Raw genomic sequence first — 14,889 nt, forward strand, 5'->3', positions numbered from 1 at the left:
TCCTGAGAAATAACTGAATACGGATATTCCTGTTAATTCACTTTAGTCGAGCTTATGATGAGCGATGCATATCCTACTTTGACCTTGAAATATTTGGGTATTGATACATTTAAAGACCCTATTATTTACATGAGAGAAGATTGTCATATATGTAAATCGGAAGGATTTAATTCTCAGTCTCGAGTCAGAGTGAGCTTGAAGGATCGTTCCATTATTGCCACTGTAAATACTATTGCGACCAAATTATTGCGGCATAATGAAGCAAGTCTGTCACGTTACGCCTGGGAATTACTGTCCGCACAACCTGGTGATACGATTACGGTTAATCATCCCAAGCCACTTGATTCATTGAGTTATATCCGTTCTAAAATCTATGGCCATGAATTGAAAGCGAATGAAACCCGACAAATTATTGAAGATCTTATTTCGGGACAATTATCCGATATCAATATTGCCATGTTTATCGCTGCAAGTTCAGCTGATCGAATGTCTCTAAAAGAAGTGATAGATTTAACTCAAGCGATGATTGATACAGGGCAAAGGGTCACGTGGCCTGCATCGATTATTGTTGATAAACATTGTGTGGGTGGGCTTCCCGGAAATCGAACGACGCCCATAGTCGTTTCTATTGTTGCCGCATACGGTTTGATGATCCCAAAAACATCATCACGAGCCATCACATCTCCTGCCGGTACAGCCGATACCATGGAAGTGTTTACTCGTGTTGATCTCGATTTAGCCACAATGCGGAGAGTGGTGGAAAAGGAAAATGGATGTTTGGTCTGGGGTGGTTGCATGGCTTTGAGTCCTGCTGATGATCTGTTAATCCGAATTGAAAGAACGGCTAATATAGACAGCGAAGGACAGATGGTTGCCTCAATTTTGTCCAAAAAAATTGCTGCTGGTTCAACTCATATTGTTATTGATATGCCCATTGGAACAACCGCTAAAGTCCGGTCTATAGAACGAGCAAAACGCCTTAAAAATTTTCTGGAAACAGTAGCTCATGCGTTTGGCTTGCACATTAAAATTGTATTTTCTGATGGTGCTCAGCCCATAGGACGAGGTATAGGCCCAGCATTGGAGGCCTTTGATGTACTGTCTGTGCTTCAAAGGGATGCTAATGCGCCGCAAAGCTTAAGGGATCACGCCTTGGTTCTTGCTGGCCAAGTCCTTGAGTTTGATCGGGGCATAGAGCCAGGCCAGGGTTTAAGCCTGGCTACCGAATTGCTTGACAGCGGTAAGGCTTTGGCCAAGTTTCAAGCAATTTGTGAAGCACAGGGTGGTTTTAGGAGCATTCCCAAAGCGCCATTTTCTCATACCATAGAATCGACTGTATCCGGTACTATTATTAATATAGATAACCGCCATATAGCTCGTGTTGCGAAATTGGCTGGAGCTCCTGAAGAAAAAGCCGCAGGCGTTGAATTGTTTGTTCCCTTGCATAGCGTGGTTGCTAAATCCCAGCCTTTATTCAAAGTGCATGCCCAGACCAAAGGGCAATTAAATTATGCGCTTGATTTTTTGCACCAGGAACATGATATCTTCCAGATTGAGGTTAGTTAATGGATAAAAAACCACTGGTGTTTCCCTTATTTGATTTTGATGCGCTTGCTTGTGACATTCACACAGTTTGTGGTTATGAATTGGGCACACTTTCTGCGCATCAGTTTCCAGACGGGGAAACAGTAATTAAAATCGAATCCGAGGTTATGAGTCGTTCTGTATTCTTAATTGCCAGTTTGGATACACCAAATCCTAAAATAGCGCCATTAATATTTGCAGCCGAAACGGCGAGATCCTTAGGAGCCAGTAAGGTAGTTTTGATTGCGCCTTATCTTGCTTATATGCGTCAGGATAAAGTATTTGAATCAGGTCAGGGAATTACATCACAATATTTTGCCAGACTCATCTCACATTACTTTGATGGCTTGATTACTGTAGATCCTCATTTACATCGTTGGCATTCTTTAAATGAGCTGTATCAGATTCCTACCCAAGTACTGCATGCGGCTCTACCAATTGCACGCTGGATAAAAAATAACATCAAAAAACCATTACTTATTGGACCTGATGAAGAGAGCAGACAATGGGTACACCATATTGCTGATGAAGCAGGGGCCCCTTTTGTCGTTTTAGAAAAACACAGAAAGGGAGATCATGCTGTTGAAATCTCTATTCCAAAACTCGATCGTTATCTCGATAAAACACCTGTGTTAATTGATGACATCATCTCCACGGGCAAGACCATGATTGAGGCGGTGGGGATTTTGCAGCGTTTGAAACTTCCAGCGCCCGTATGCATTGGTGTGCATGCTCTTTTTGTCCAGGATGCGTTTGCAAAGTTATCAGCTGCCGGTGTTCGTACAATCGTTACTTGCAATACGATAAGACATTCCTCCAATGCAATAGACATGAATAGTGAAATCGTGCATTTTTTAAAAAATAAGGCACAATAAAGGCATCATGTCATTTTTGGCAGGATATCTGTGGATGTTTTTTGTGCTATAGGTACTATTTTAATTTGTACTATGGATGAATCCTGAACTTTTTCAACCCAGGCTGAAAACTCATTAAACTGAATGACTTCGCCTTCTTTGGGCAGTTTTCCGTGACGAGTAATGATAAGACCGTATAAAGTATTCAGCTCTTCCTCTTCAGGAGTCAACGTGATGTCGCAGTCCAAGGCTCTTTCCAAGGAATAGAGCGAGCAATCTCCTTTAGTTGTAATTGTACCGTCCGAATTTTTTATCCAATCATCGTGTGTTTTATGAAACTCATCTTTAATCCGGCCTATCATGACATGCAACAGGTTATCCAAAGTAACAAATCCAAGTAAGGTTGTTTTATTCTTGTAAACCAGAGCAAAATGGGGCATTCCTGCTTTAAATTTACGTAATAAATCCATTGCTGGTAGTTTGTGGGATACTTTTAGGATGGGTCTTATATACGGTGTTATGGTGTTTATTTCTTTTTGCATTAATAAATCAGCGAACACGTCTTTTACGTGAATGACGCCAACCATATCTTTTTGTGTTTTATCGAATACCGGGTAACGGCTGAATCGGTTTTTTAGAATTTTTTGCGCAATTATTGCAAAAGGTTCATCGTGATTTAATGTCATCATTTCATCGACAGGGCGCATGACTTCAGTCACATTAAGCTCGGCTAAATCCAGAGTATGTTCGAGTATTTCCCGCTCGTCTTTATCCAAATCACCATGCAGATGGCTACCGCTCAAGATTAGTTTGAGTTCATCACTGGAGTATATTCCTTCATGATGACTCGAATTGTCTAATCCCAGAAGTGAAAGAAAAAAATTAGAACAGCTGTTTAAGGTCCAAATTACTGGATACATAATCCAGTAAAAAGCGTAAAGTGGGATTGCAGTCCAGAGAGAAATAATGACTGATTGTCTGATGGCCAGAGATTTAGGCATTAATTCACCAACTACTATGTGTAGAAAAGAGATAAGGGTAAAGGCAACCAGGAATGAACTGAAGGTGATGATTTGCAATGAGGTGATGCCTGCATAGACGAATACCGGTTCCAATAAGTGAGCGAAGGCGGGTTCACCTATCCAGCCTAATCCTAGAGAGGCAAGAGTAATTCCTAACTGGCAGGCAGATAGATAAGCGTCTAATTGCTGATGAATTTGCGCCAGGATGCGCCCACGCAATCCATAATGAATTTTTATGGTCTGAATTTTAGTTGCTCTGAGTTTAACCATACCAAATTCTGCAGCAACAAAGAATGCATTGAGCAGAACGAGCAGGAACGCTAAAAAAATTAACATCAAGTTATGCATAAATGATTCTCATAATCGCTTTTTATTCTGTAGTGACTAAACCTACTTTAACCTATAACATCCTGGGCACGAAAACAATCAACAGTATGATCGTTTACCAAACCGACAGCCTGCATGTAAGCATACATAATCGTTGAGCCAACAAAACTCATTCCTCTTTTTTTTAGATCTTTGGACAGAGCATCGGATTCGGCAGTATTAGCCGGGATGTCTTTTAGGCTTTTGGGGCGGTTTATTTGAGGCTTACCCGCAACAAAACGCCATACATAAGCATCAAATGAACCAAATTCATGTTGAATTGTTAAAAAGACACGGGCATTTTTGCGAGTTGACTGTATCTTGAGGCGGTTGCGAATAATTTGAGGATTAGTTAATTGAATGTTTAATTCTTCGTCAGACATACAGGCAACCAGTTCGGGATTAAATTGTTTAAAGGCTTCTCTGTAACCATCCCGTCTTTTTAAGATGGTTTCCCAGTTCAGGCCCGCTTGAGCGCCTTCAAGAAGTAACATTTCAAAATGTTTTTGGTCATCATGAACGGGAACCCCCCATTCGGTATCGTGATAGTGTTCGTAATGCGGTTTATTAAGTCCGACCCATTCACATCTCTTCTGGAGGGGTATTGTATTCATTTCATCCTTTTATGCTGGAACAAATAAATCTGATAGAATTTTGCAAGAGCGTTTTGTTGTAAAAATTGCTTTTGATTATAATCAACAAATGAGATGAGGTCGATGTTTCATGGAACAATTAAAGTGGAGTAGTTTTTTAAGTTATTTTGTTAATCCAGACAAATTAGTCAACATACTTTGTGCATTGTGTTTATTTGTTGTGGGCTACTTTTTTGCAAAACAACTGGGTTTATTGGTTGAACGGGCATTGAGTAAACGGTTCTCTCGTCATCAAACCATGTTGATCAGAAGGTTTATCTACTATGGTGTGTTTACTGTTTTTGCAGTGACCAGTCTACAGCAAGTTGGGTTTAAGTTGAGCGTTTTATTGGGGGCTGCAGGGGTTTTTACTGTGGCAATCAGTTTTGCTTCGCAAACAGCGGCGTCGAACTTGATAAGCGGCATATTTTTATTATTCGAACAACCGTTTAAAGTGGGCGATTCAATAGAAGTTAAAGGAATCAGCGGTGTCGTGGATTCTATCGATTTACTCTCGACCAAACTTAAAACATCAGATAACAAGCTGGTCAGAATCCCTAATGAGGCCATGATAAAATCTGAAATTACCAATCTGAGTTACTTTTCGACCAGACGTCTTGATATTGTTGTCGCCATTGCTTATGAGAGTGATATTAGTCAGGTAAAATCGATGTTGTTGGAGATAGCCTTTAATTGTGAACAGGTTTTAAAAGATCCCGAACCCGTCGTCAGTATTAATAATTTTACCAATTCAGCACTTGATCTCAAGTTCATGGTTTGGGTAAGAACTGCCGATATATCCGCAACACGGAATTACTTACAGGAGCGCATCAAGAACCAATTTGATCATGCCGGTATAGTTACCCCAGTTCCGCAATTTATGGTGCAAAGAATGTAATCATCGTGTCAAAAATTTTTATGGCATGTTTGCCAGAATGTCGTTTTCGTCAAAGACTACAAAAAGGTCTGCGGCTTGACATGCAGGCTTTTCTTCTTGTTTGTCGAAGAACTTAAGTGATTTATTGTGCTTAACGGAATCCGCTTTTGCGGTATTGGCTATTACGTAATCAGGCACAGTAGGGTTTGAATTTTCTGGTGCAGCCGCATTATTTTTTTCAAGAGCGTACTCATAGGCACAAAGTGCCTCAATCAGGATGCCCTCTTTTTGGCGTTCTTCATTTTTTCTTTGATGGCTTTGTTCTTCGTGCAGAGTTACTTTTTCAGCTATCCATCGCATTAAGCCTAAAACCGCAAAGGTTGTATCGATAGCTATCAGGATAGGAAATAACACTGGTTGAGCTGTTATGACACCCATTCCAATTAGCAAGATCAGGATAGAAATGATTGTGGTTATGGTGTTGATTGTTAATGAAGAGAGGGATAATCCTAATTTACCTTTGGCTAAGGTATACTCAAAATCATATTCAGCAAGTGGTTTTATTATATTGGCTATGTCTTTTCTAGTAGACAAAATGGCCATTTGAATGGCGTGGATTTCCTGGAGTAACTCATCATCGTCATTTATTTCTTCAGTAACTAGCGGTAATTTTTCGGCAAGTATTTTCGTTAATTGTTCTAATTGAAGTTGGTGAGATTTATATAGTTTTGCGAGTTTGGCTGCTTTGTTGGCAGTATTGGCGCCAATGATGATTTTCTTCTGTTCTAAAATGGCGTTAATGAACTCTAATTCTTCTTTAAGGAGGGTTTTTCTTTCTTTTTTTAGGCTTTTTCTCGCAAGAATATAATTGAGTTGTACAGCACGAATTTCAAGCTGTTCATTGTATTCGTCACCATCAGGGTAATTTCTGCTTTCTATCAATGATCTCAATTCTTTTTGTTCATGATAGTTTTTAGAACTATCAATTTTATCCATTAATAGGGAAATAGATTCGTATCCCAAAAACAGGGTAAAGAGAGACGAACCAATAATAGCAAATATCATAACAGCCACATTTAAAAGAAAAAATGCAGCAAGTGCGACAGCGCCTATAGTGAGACACAATATCCCACCTAGCGCTTTTTGTTTGAGGGTAATTGTTGGGTCAGAAATGAGGCTAATGACCATAGGAATTGCAGCAATAGTTTGGAAAATCCCCCCTATGATAGGTATTGTTTTAAACGAGCGAAAAAGGGCGACAATTATATTGAATGCGTTATTAATACCTAATGTGATTAAAGCGATAAATTTGCTGCGTTCGTGCACTTTTTCCATAAAGGTTTTTTTTTCTGAGAGCAGATTAAGAATGTGTTTTTTCAAACGTTGCATTTTTTCAGAGAGTTTGTATTTCTTTTTGGTATTCTTTGCCATCAGTATTACACAGAACTTAGTCAGTGAAAAAAGAGCCTAATTTTAGTTCATTTTTTTCTTTCGCAGATCTTTCTTTACTTATTTGAAACATAAAAGCCAATTATTAATAAATAATTCATGTTTTTATAACTCCCTTAGTACTTAATTTTTTTCAGGTTTTTTTTAATAATAAGGTCGCTTCGCAATACCATTAAATCCCCCCATTCATCACTCTCCCCCCACGCAGCGCATAGTGAAAAGGCAAAGCTCTATAAGTTACATTTTTATATCTGATGATGGGTTTGGTTGGTAATGTTTTTAAAACTGATGGTGAATTCGCTTTGCCAGTGCTTTGCGTTCTTTTTGCTTGTTGTTAGCGTGATGGATTTAACTTTTTTATTCTCTAAAAAAGGATTGTTACTGAATAATAAACCAAACTCGGCGGTTTCTTCGATTAATGGCGAAATTAAAAAACCTGATTGTGCCATATTGGCAATCATGCGAAATTGCCTTTTATTGCCATTATGTAATACAACACTAATCTCAAGAGGAGCAGGTTTAAATAAGATTGTCGCAATTTTTCCCCAAAGGGTTGGTTTTATGATTAGCTTAGTAAATACAGGATGCTTTGATTGGGGTAACTGGATAATTTCTCCCAAATAATGCCGTTCAGTGGTTATCGTTTCTGGTGTATTATCGATTAGGGGATGCTCATTCTTTTTTAAAAGTAAAAAATGGTCGACCAGTTGAACAGGATGATAATTATTCAAGAACTCCAGCCAACTGACTCCATCTTCTAAAGAAGGAAAGCGATCGTCTATGGGTTGTAAACGAAACACTATGACGTCAGGGCCATGCTGAATTGAAATATGTTGTTTGTTTTTTTCGGCCAGTGCTGGAGTGAATACCGAATAACTTTGAAATATTGGGCGTGGAGACCAGATTGCATCTGATGCAAATAAGTAACTTTGATCATAAGAATAAATGTCTGCTGTGCCTTTTAGTTCAGGAAGTGAGGATTGATTGCGCAGATAGCTCATGGTGACACGATAATTTTCTTTAACCCAATTGGGATCCTGAATCCGGTTTTTTAGTCCGTACCATGAGGCGGTGTAGGTTGAGATAAAATTATTAAGCAATGAAATTTTGGTATGCTGGCCGTCAATATAGCAGGTTGTATATAAGGAGGTAATCAAGGCGACTACTACCCATTTTGAATGAAACAAAAAGGGAAGCAGCAATGCTGCAATCAGAATGGATGTGCCGGTAATAAATGAGTGGCCAAAATGACGGGTAAAACCCGCTTTAAAGGAAAGAAAAAGAAAAAGAAAAAAAATACTGAAATAAAAAAATCGCATAAGATGAGTTGTATGTTTTTGTTTTATGATAGCCAATCCAATAAGACCAGAAGAAAGCAAGTACAGAACGATTTCTTTATTATCGCCATCAACTGCCATAGCTTCAGTAAAGCCCGTGGCTAATACCATTGAATTATAGATGTAGGCGGGGATGTGAATAATGGATTGCCCTGCGATAATCCAGAATACAACAAGCGAGGCCAGTGGTGAGATAAAACAAATAAACGCCATTTTTTTCTGTTTGTGTAAGGCAAAAAATAAAGAACAAAGAAGACAAACGGCACTACTTAACAGTAACAACGAACCTTTAATTAAAGACAATAAACCAAGAGGCGCAAACAAAATGCCGAGCAAAAGGTATTTGTTTTGTATCGAATAAGAACTGTTGGTATGAGGATCCATATTCTTAAAACATACCAAGCTCATGATTAATGGGTAGGCAAAAAATAATGAGTCTCTGGCATAAATCATCCCAAAAATAAGTACCGCAAAAGCAAAACACCATCGCCATTTGACGCCTTGCATGAGTAAAACAATACAAAGCCAGAAAGACAATGCCAGATAGATGCTTCCTCCTATCATCATCAGATCAGTTAAAGGATGATAAAATTTAGTGTATATGGCTGAATAAGGTCCCAAGGTAAAAATAATTTCTTTGCCGAATGAAAGTCCCTGAGCAACAGCCTGATTAAGTCCTAAAGCCCAGGAGGCATCAAGTCCAGGTGCTGGCATTTTAGGAGAGAAGGGAACAATAACCAAAAGCAGAATGAGAAGAAAAGCAAGTTTAATACCCCATTCGACAAAGACATGCGGACTAAAGATTTTCGGTATTTTTAGCGTATGCTGAGTCAGGTGCATCCTTACTTCCAAAATCTAATGCAGATATTTGTATACTGGCTTTTTTGCAAAATTGAAGATGAGCTACTTTGATTTGTTGCAAGCCAATTGTTCTATAGAGCTATATTACCTTAAATTTGCAATTAGTCATCCATTTTGCAGTCTTAAAAGATCGTCCTCTCGAACGCAGTAGGGTGCTCTGGGAAATGGTACAGTGTTTAATGAGAGGATTTCTCTAAGTTGGGATGATTTGGTCAGTCAAAATGCAGAAATTTTTATTTAAATTTCAATAGTCTTTAACGGTGATGACGTATTATAGCTATGGTCTGGCAAAAGCAAAGCCGTGACGTCTTCCATCACGGCTTCATTTCATTAATCTTAAATTAATGGGTAATAGACTTGCATTAATAAGAACAGACCTACTATCAGAAATACTAAAGAGGCAATGCGCATTTTTATAGGATCATCCATGAAGGATTGCCTCATTTTATCTGCCGTATCAGGGCAGAACATGCGAATTAAACCGCTGATTAAGACCATCCAGCTAAAGATTGTAATGAGTACAGGCCAACTCATAACCCAAATATTATGGCTTGCAACCAGAAGCAAACCTAAAATCAAAGTTACTATAGCCAGTACAAAAAACAATCCTTTTTGTCCCATAATTTCAGCCGCAATGGATTTGAGTTGCTGATAGTAAAACAATGAATAAAGGCTAACAATAACGAGGTACCACCCAATCACTGTTGCCAAAAACAGGGTAGTCATGATGATTCTCCTAAATACTTATCCTGTTTTAATTATAGTACTTTTTGGCATGAATGGTTGGGCAGATCACTGATGATGTGCTTCATTTATTTCATGCTTCTCGCCATAATTTTACGCCCTTTGATAAGCGTACCATTCTTTAATGCCTTGAGTGCGTGATCTGCCTGGCTGTGATGGATGGCGACATAAGAATTGAATAATGAAATATCAATTTTTCCTATTTTACTGCCATCAAGTCCGGCATCTTTAGTGAGTGCTCCCAGGATATCCCCTGGTCTTATTTTGTCTTTTTTTCCTGCAGCGAGACATAGGGTGATCATCTCAGGGATAATTATGTGACCTTTACTGTTTAATAATTCAGTAGTATTTCCCCAGGTTAATGGTTGCTTTAATTGATCTTCAATAGCACAAACCCGCGAGGCGTCTGCGGGGGTAGTAATACTTAAAGCCAATCCTTTATTACCCGCTCTTCCTGTCCGGCCTATGCGGTGGATATGAACATCGTGATCAAAGGCCAAATCATAGTTTATTACCGCAGGCAGTTCTTTTATATCAAGGCCACGAGCGGCAACATCAGTTGCAACCAGAAGGGAGCAGCTGTGATTCGCAAAGCGGAGAACGGCGAGATCACGGTCGACTTGTTCCATATCACCATGCAAGGCTATGGCACTAAAGCCTTCCTCTATCAATTGTTCGGTAACATCGGCGGTTTGTTGTTTGGTATTACAAAATATTATTGCCGAACTTGGCTGATAGTGTAATAACATGGCCTTTAGCAAGGGAAATTTACTGGATTGTTTGTTCACTTCATAAAATTGTTGCTCTATAGGCAACTCAGTGTTGGGCGTTGCGATGAACACTTCTTGGGGATTACGCATGAATTGTTGCGATAGGGATTTAATTTCGTCAGGATAAGTCGCTGAGAATAGCAATGTTTGTCGTGATTTTGGGCATGCAGAAATGATGGTCTTCATGTCATCCAGAAAGCCCATATCCAACATTCGATCTGCTTCATCGAGAACCAATGTTTTTACTTTGGCAAGATTCAGTGATTCTTTATTTAAATGTTTTAAAATTCGGCCTGGTGTCCCAACGATAATATGCGCTCCGTGTCTTAATGAATCCAGTTGCGGTTTCATAGGAATACCACCTGACAGATTGATGATTTTCACATTAGGCATCATGCAGGCAATTCTTCTTATCGCCTGGCTTACTTGATCTGCTAACTCACGGGTAGGACAAAGAACAAGTGCTTGGGCACCAAAAAATTCAATTTTTAACTGATTAAGAAGCGCCAATGCAAAAGCGGCTGTTTTTCCACTACCAGTTTTTGCCTGGGCTATGACGTCCACATTATCGAGAATAAGTGGCAGAGTCTGCATTTGTACCGGGGTCATGACCTCATAATTTAAGGATGCAATACTTTTGAGTAATTCTTGTCTTATAGGCAATTGAGCGAACGTTTGCGGGAATTCGTTACTTTGATTTACAGATTGGTCAGGTGTCATTGCGTTGCTTAGGCTTGAAAATAAGGCCTTAGAGTACCATAAATCAGTTCAAATATAAAACAGTTTTTCTAAAGTCTTTTCTGTACATGCCCCAAAAAAAATTCGTCATGCCCGCACCAGCGGGCAACCATATAATCAGGGGTGGGCTGAATGAAACCCCGTTAATCAAGCGCTTGCTTTTATTTTCTCTATCGGTGTGTTTTCAGTACGTGTTATATGTTGTAGAAACAACCATGAAGAATAAAAGCCACATATACCGCAACACATTAATCCTATGGGTAACGCATAAATATTTTTTGTTAGGAAATAAGCGACCATCATGGATAAAATGGAGGAGCCCAAAAGACGAATGGTGCTTATAAACGCTGTAGCCATACCGGCATTTTCTTTAAAATCAGAGAGTGCCAGGGACATTGTTGGTGCAGCACTGACGCTGATCCCTAAATTACAAATTAGCGCAAAAGACAAGGCTTCCAGACTGAAACCGTACAATTCGGTGCACAGTAACATTGCCATTCCACCGAGAATAATCAATCCATTCCCCATAAAAATCGTTGTGGTCATCTTGAAACAGGTTCTGAGCCAAATGCCCAAATAATTTCCTACGATGATATTAACTCCGTTGAATATAAAAATAATACCAAAAGCTAAAGGCGAAAAATCAAGGACATCAATGATCAGATAGGATGAATTAATCACAGTAAGCATCACTGCCGTAAAACTGAACATCATAATAAATGCAGAAGACCACAAAGACGAATCACCAAGTAATGTCTTGTAGGTTTTGAATATCTTGCCTGGTTTAAACGCTGTTTTTGGCGGGCTCCAGAAGGGTGATTCAAGCAGCATTCGCCGTGATTGAATGTAGAGAATCAGAGCTATTATGGCCATCAAGATAAAGTTAAATTGCCATCCTAAATAGCAAAAAACCAGAGAACCAATAACTGGAGCACATATGGGGGAGGCGGATACTATCATGGAAATATAGGAGAGTATTTTTGCTCGTTCCACTTCATCTTCAAAGTCTCTGGATGTTGAAAAAGCAATTAAATTGGAGCAGCATAAAGCAAATCCTTGAATGGTGCGTCCTAATATCAACGTGGTGATATTGGGTGCAAAAATACAGACTACACTACCAAGCAAAGCAAGCAACAAACTTCCGGGCAGTATGGCCCGTCGTCCAAAATGATCAATTAGTGGTCCCCAAAAAAGATGCGTGATGCCAAAAACAAACAGATAAATACTTAAAGTCAGTTGGCTTAGGTAGGGGGTTGTTTGAAATAAACGGGTAATGTGAGGAATCGATGGTTGGTATAAATCAAACGTCACCAAAGAAAAAGCGGAGAGAAGTCCAAGAAAAAGAATGGAATTGCGTGATTTGGTCATGGTGCTCATTAAAAATAAAGAAGGGTGGAGAGTTTAGCAAGTTTTGCTCTTTTTTTGAATCATTTGCAGCTCTTATGTTATTTTATTCCACTATAACACGAGGGTTTTTTGAGTATTCCATGAGATGGTAGTTTTATTTGAACCATACCGCATTCATCTGTTCTGTAAAATGGAATATGCAAAGACTTCATATTGTCCAGGGTTCTGTTATGAGGAAAATGAAAGCGATTAGCAAATCCCAGCGAGGCAATGGCATACAACGGAGCTGTTTCCAGTAAAAACCGATAAGAAGACGATGTTTTACTGCCATGGTGGGGAACCACTAACACATCTGAGGCCAGTTCCTCACCGTAAGTGCGTACCAGATAATCTTCCGCCGTTTTTTCAATATCGCCGGTAAATAAAATGCTGCTGGTTGAGGTACTGACTTGTAAAATACACGAATTATTATTTTTGTCATTAAAATCATCATGAATTGGAAAAAAACGAAAACGGACTTTATCCCATTCCCATTCTGGATAATCATGGCAATTTAAACCCCGGTGATAAAATTGGGGATCATTGACAATTAATTGCTCTACTTTGATTTCTTGTTCAATTGAATCCAGTCCTCCAAGATGATCTCTGTCTGGATGGCTGATGACTATGGCGTCAATGTTTTTGATACCAACATCGTTAAGGAAAGGAAGAACAACCATTTTCCCCAAGTCACTGCCTTGAAAAAACTGATCGCCAGTATCGTAGAGCGCTATGTGATTTTGAGTTTGAATGGCTACAGCTAATCCCTGACCTACATCCAGAATTCGAATTAAAGCTTCTCCTTGTTTTATGCTTTCTTTGTAAGGAACAAAAGGATACAAGATCCATATTATGGCCAGGTATTTCAAGGGTTTTATTGGGAGTATGATCCAAATCAATAAAGCAGCCATTAGAGACAGCACGGATATTATTGAATTTAATGACCAGATAATATTGATTCCAGCCAATTGTTCCGTCCAACTGAGCAGATGAAACAAGAGCGAAACTAGCCAGGATAAAGGGTACATTAACAGGCCAGACCAACTGGATGAACTCACTATAAGCATTATCAATGCCAAAGGAACAATAAGAAATCCCACCAGTGGAATTGCAAACAAATTAGCGATAAATCCGTTAATAGAACCATAGGAGTACCAATACAAGGTCAGGGGCATCAAACCAACGAGACAACTTAATTGCAAGGCAAGATTTCCTTTGATTCCTTTTAATCCAAAGCGTTGTTGCGTAAGGAGTAAACAGGCGACGGCCAGAAAAGAAAAGTAAAAGCCTTGCATGAATACCGCATGAGGTTCAAGACATAAAACACCAAAAAGCGCATAGCGCCATATCTGCCAGATGGTATATCTGTGTATTCCCAGGCAATATAAAGTATAAAAAAAACACCCGATCAATGCTCTTTGAACCGGTGGTTCAAAACCCGCCAGGAAAGAATAAAACAAAGCCATCCCAAATCCGGCAACCCCGGCAATAGATAGGGCTGGTGCGAGCAAACAACAACGTACACTGAGCGACCATAAAGTACGCACAATAAAAAAAACTAATCCCGATACCAAGGCAATGTGTTCTCCTGAAATACCGAATAGGTGAGTGGTTCCTGTGCGTCTGAATAATTCCCATTCTTCCTGGCCTACGTGGGTTGTCAGGTTTAACGTTAATGCCTCTAAAATTCCGGCCGTTCTTTTGTCTGGTGCTTTTTGCGTCAAAGCATTTCCCAAGCGTTCACGAATTTGCAACCAGGTTACAGGTGACTGTTCTTTAATTAATGCATTGTTTCCATTGCGAATATAACCCGTCCAGTCAATATGTCGTGCAGACAAGGTTTGCACGTAATTGGAGCTGCCGGGATTACGGTAGTTGCGTGGTTTTTTTAATTTGACCGCCAATTGCCAAACCTGCCCAACATGTAAATCAGGCGCTTTGTGATACCAGCTTAATTGAATAAGCCCCTTGGCTGGAAGACTGTTGATGCGTTCAATATTAAAATGAAATTTTGTTTTATCTGCACTTTTGACAGGAACTGAGGCAATTCTTCCTTGAATTACTGCATTAGGAATGACCTCAGCATCAGGCATTCCAACTGGCGCAATCATCCAGTAATGGGTTAGGGCAACCAGCATACCCGCACAAAACAAAAGGAATATTGGGTAGCGGGGAACAATAAAAAAAATGATCAGGGTTAGCGCAGGTAAACAATGATTGAAGGTATACCAATAAAGTATGCCCATAAAAAAACAAAAAATTTCCATTA

At 39.4% G+C, this 14,889-nt stretch carries 11 protein-coding genes; 3 read left to right on the plus strand and 8 right to left on the minus strand.

Going from position 1 to position 14,889, the window contains the following annotated elements; all coding sequences use genetic code 11:
• The first annotated feature begins 57 nt into the window (after positions 1-57).
• Together Lwor_RS11940 and Lwor_RS11945 are read left to right on the plus strand one after the other, a co-directional pair.
• Positions 58-1,566 carry a thymidine phosphorylase family protein gene (locus tag Lwor_RS11940; protein ID WP_058494115.1) on the plus strand — a complete coding sequence of 503 codons (1,509 nt, stop codon included), beginning with the start codon at positions 58-60 and terminating at the stop codon, positions 1,564-1,566.
• On the plus strand, positions 1,566-2,459 hold the full coding sequence (locus tag Lwor_RS11945) for a ribose-phosphate pyrophosphokinase (protein WP_058494116.1): 894 nt from the start codon (positions 1,566-1,568) through the stop codon (positions 2,457-2,459). Before Lwor_RS11940 ends, Lwor_RS11945 begins: the two co-directional genes overlap by 1 nt.
• Before the next feature lie 5 nt (positions 2,460-2,464).
• Here Lwor_RS11945 and Lwor_RS11950 read toward each other — a convergent pair whose 3' ends face one another.
• Both Lwor_RS11950 and Lwor_RS11955 read right to left on the minus strand, forming a co-directional pair.
• Positions 2,465-3,808, minus strand: coding sequence for a hemolysin family protein (locus Lwor_RS11950; RefSeq protein ID WP_058494117.1), 1,344 nt, complete (start codon positions 3,806-3,808; stop codon positions 2,465-2,467).
• A gap of 47 nt (positions 3,809-3,855) precedes the next feature.
• Positions 3,856-4,440: a DNA-3-methyladenine glycosylase I gene (locus Lwor_RS11955; protein ID WP_058494118.1), complete on the minus strand. Its 585-nt coding sequence runs from the start codon at positions 4,438-4,440 to the stop codon at positions 3,856-3,858.
• A gap of 109 nt (positions 4,441-4,549) precedes the next feature.
• Between Lwor_RS11955 and Lwor_RS11960 the strand changes: the two genes are divergently transcribed.
• Positions 4,550-5,356 carry a mechanosensitive ion channel family protein gene (locus tag Lwor_RS11960; protein ID WP_058494119.1) on the plus strand — a complete coding sequence of 269 codons (807 nt, stop codon included), beginning with the start codon at positions 4,550-4,552 and terminating at the stop codon, positions 5,354-5,356.
• A gap of 18 nt (positions 5,357-5,374) precedes the next feature.
• On the opposite strand, the gene Lwor_RS11965 is transcribed toward Lwor_RS11960, so the two are convergent.
• From Lwor_RS11965 to Lwor_RS11990, 6 genes are all read right to left on the minus strand, one after another.
• Entirely contained in the window at positions 5,375-6,766 is a 1,392-nt protein-coding gene (locus Lwor_RS11965) for a T4SS effector SidA family protein (protein WP_058494120.1), read from the minus strand.
• A 263-nt stretch (positions 6,767-7,029) separates the two neighbouring features.
• Positions 7,030-8,961 (minus strand): hypothetical protein, encoded by a 1,932-nt coding sequence (locus Lwor_RS11970; protein WP_058494121.1) that lies wholly within the window; start codon positions 8,959-8,961, stop codon positions 7,030-7,032.
• Positions 8,962-9,318: 357 nt separating this feature from the next.
• The gene (locus Lwor_RS11975) at positions 9,319-9,708 is read right to left on the minus strand and encodes a hypothetical protein (RefSeq protein ID WP_058494122.1); all 390 of its coding nucleotides are present in this window, start codon (positions 9,706-9,708) and stop codon (positions 9,319-9,321) included.
• An 86-nt stretch (positions 9,709-9,794) separates the two neighbouring features.
• Positions 9,795-11,216, minus strand: a complete 1,422-nt coding sequence (dbpA, locus tag Lwor_RS11980) for an ATP-dependent RNA helicase DbpA (protein WP_058494123.1) — start codon at positions 11,214-11,216, stop codon at positions 9,795-9,797.
• Positions 11,217-11,381: 165 nt separating this feature from the next.
• Positions 11,382-12,602, minus strand: coding sequence for an MFS transporter (locus tag Lwor_RS11985; RefSeq protein WP_058494124.1), 1,221 nt, complete (start codon positions 12,600-12,602; stop codon positions 11,382-11,384).
• Positions 12,603-12,679: 77 nt separating this feature from the next.
• On the minus strand, positions 12,680-14,887 hold the full coding sequence (locus tag Lwor_RS11990; protein ID WP_058494125.1) for a DNA internalization-related competence protein ComEC/Rec2: 2,208 nt from the start codon (positions 14,885-14,887) through the stop codon (positions 12,680-12,682).
• Between the last annotated feature and the right edge of the window lie 2 nt (positions 14,888-14,889).

The sequence above is a fragment of the Legionella worsleiensis genome (genome assembly GCF_001467535.1).
GTDB lineage: Bacteria > Pseudomonadota > Gammaproteobacteria > Legionellales > Legionellaceae > Legionella > Legionella worsleiensis.

Excerpts from the sequence above, each read along its gene's own strand:
- Lwor_RS11940 (WP_058494115.1), top strand. The coding sequence starts at position 58 with ATGAGCGATGCATATCCTACTTTGACCTTGAAATATTTGGGTATTGAT.
- Lwor_RS11945 (WP_058494116.1), top strand. The coding sequence starts at position 1,566 with ATGGATAAAAAACCACTGGTGTTTCCCTTATTTGATTTTGATGCGCTT.
- Lwor_RS11950 (WP_058494117.1), bottom strand. The coding sequence starts at position 3,808 with ATGCATAACTTGATGTTAATTTTTTTAGCGTTCCTGCTCGTTCTGCTC.
- Lwor_RS11955 (WP_058494118.1), bottom strand. The coding sequence starts at position 4,440 with ATGAATACAATACCCCTCCAGAAGAGATGTGAATGGGTCGGACTTAAT.
- Lwor_RS11960 (WP_058494119.1), top strand. The coding sequence starts at position 4,550 with ATGGAACAATTAAAGTGGAGTAGTTTTTTAAGTTATTTTGTTAATCCA.
- Lwor_RS11965 (WP_058494120.1), bottom strand. The coding sequence starts at position 6,766 with ATGGCAAAGAATACCAAAAAGAAATACAAACTCTCTGAAAAAATGCAA.
- Lwor_RS11970 (WP_058494121.1), bottom strand. The coding sequence starts at position 8,961 with ATGCACCTGACTCAGCATACGCTAAAAATACCGAAAATCTTTAGTCCG.
- Lwor_RS11975 (WP_058494122.1), bottom strand. The coding sequence starts at position 9,708 with ATGACTACCCTGTTTTTGGCAACAGTGATTGGGTGGTACCTCGTTATT.
- dbpA (WP_058494123.1), bottom strand. The coding sequence starts at position 11,216 with ATGACACCTGACCAATCTGTAAATCAAAGTAACGAATTCCCGCAAACG.
- Lwor_RS11985 (WP_058494124.1), bottom strand. The coding sequence starts at position 12,602 with ATGACCAAATCACGCAATTCCATTCTTTTTCTTGGACTTCTCTCCGCT.
- Lwor_RS11990 (WP_058494125.1), bottom strand. The coding sequence starts at position 14,887 with ATGGAAATTTTTTGTTTTTTTATGGGCATACTTTATTGGTATACCTTC.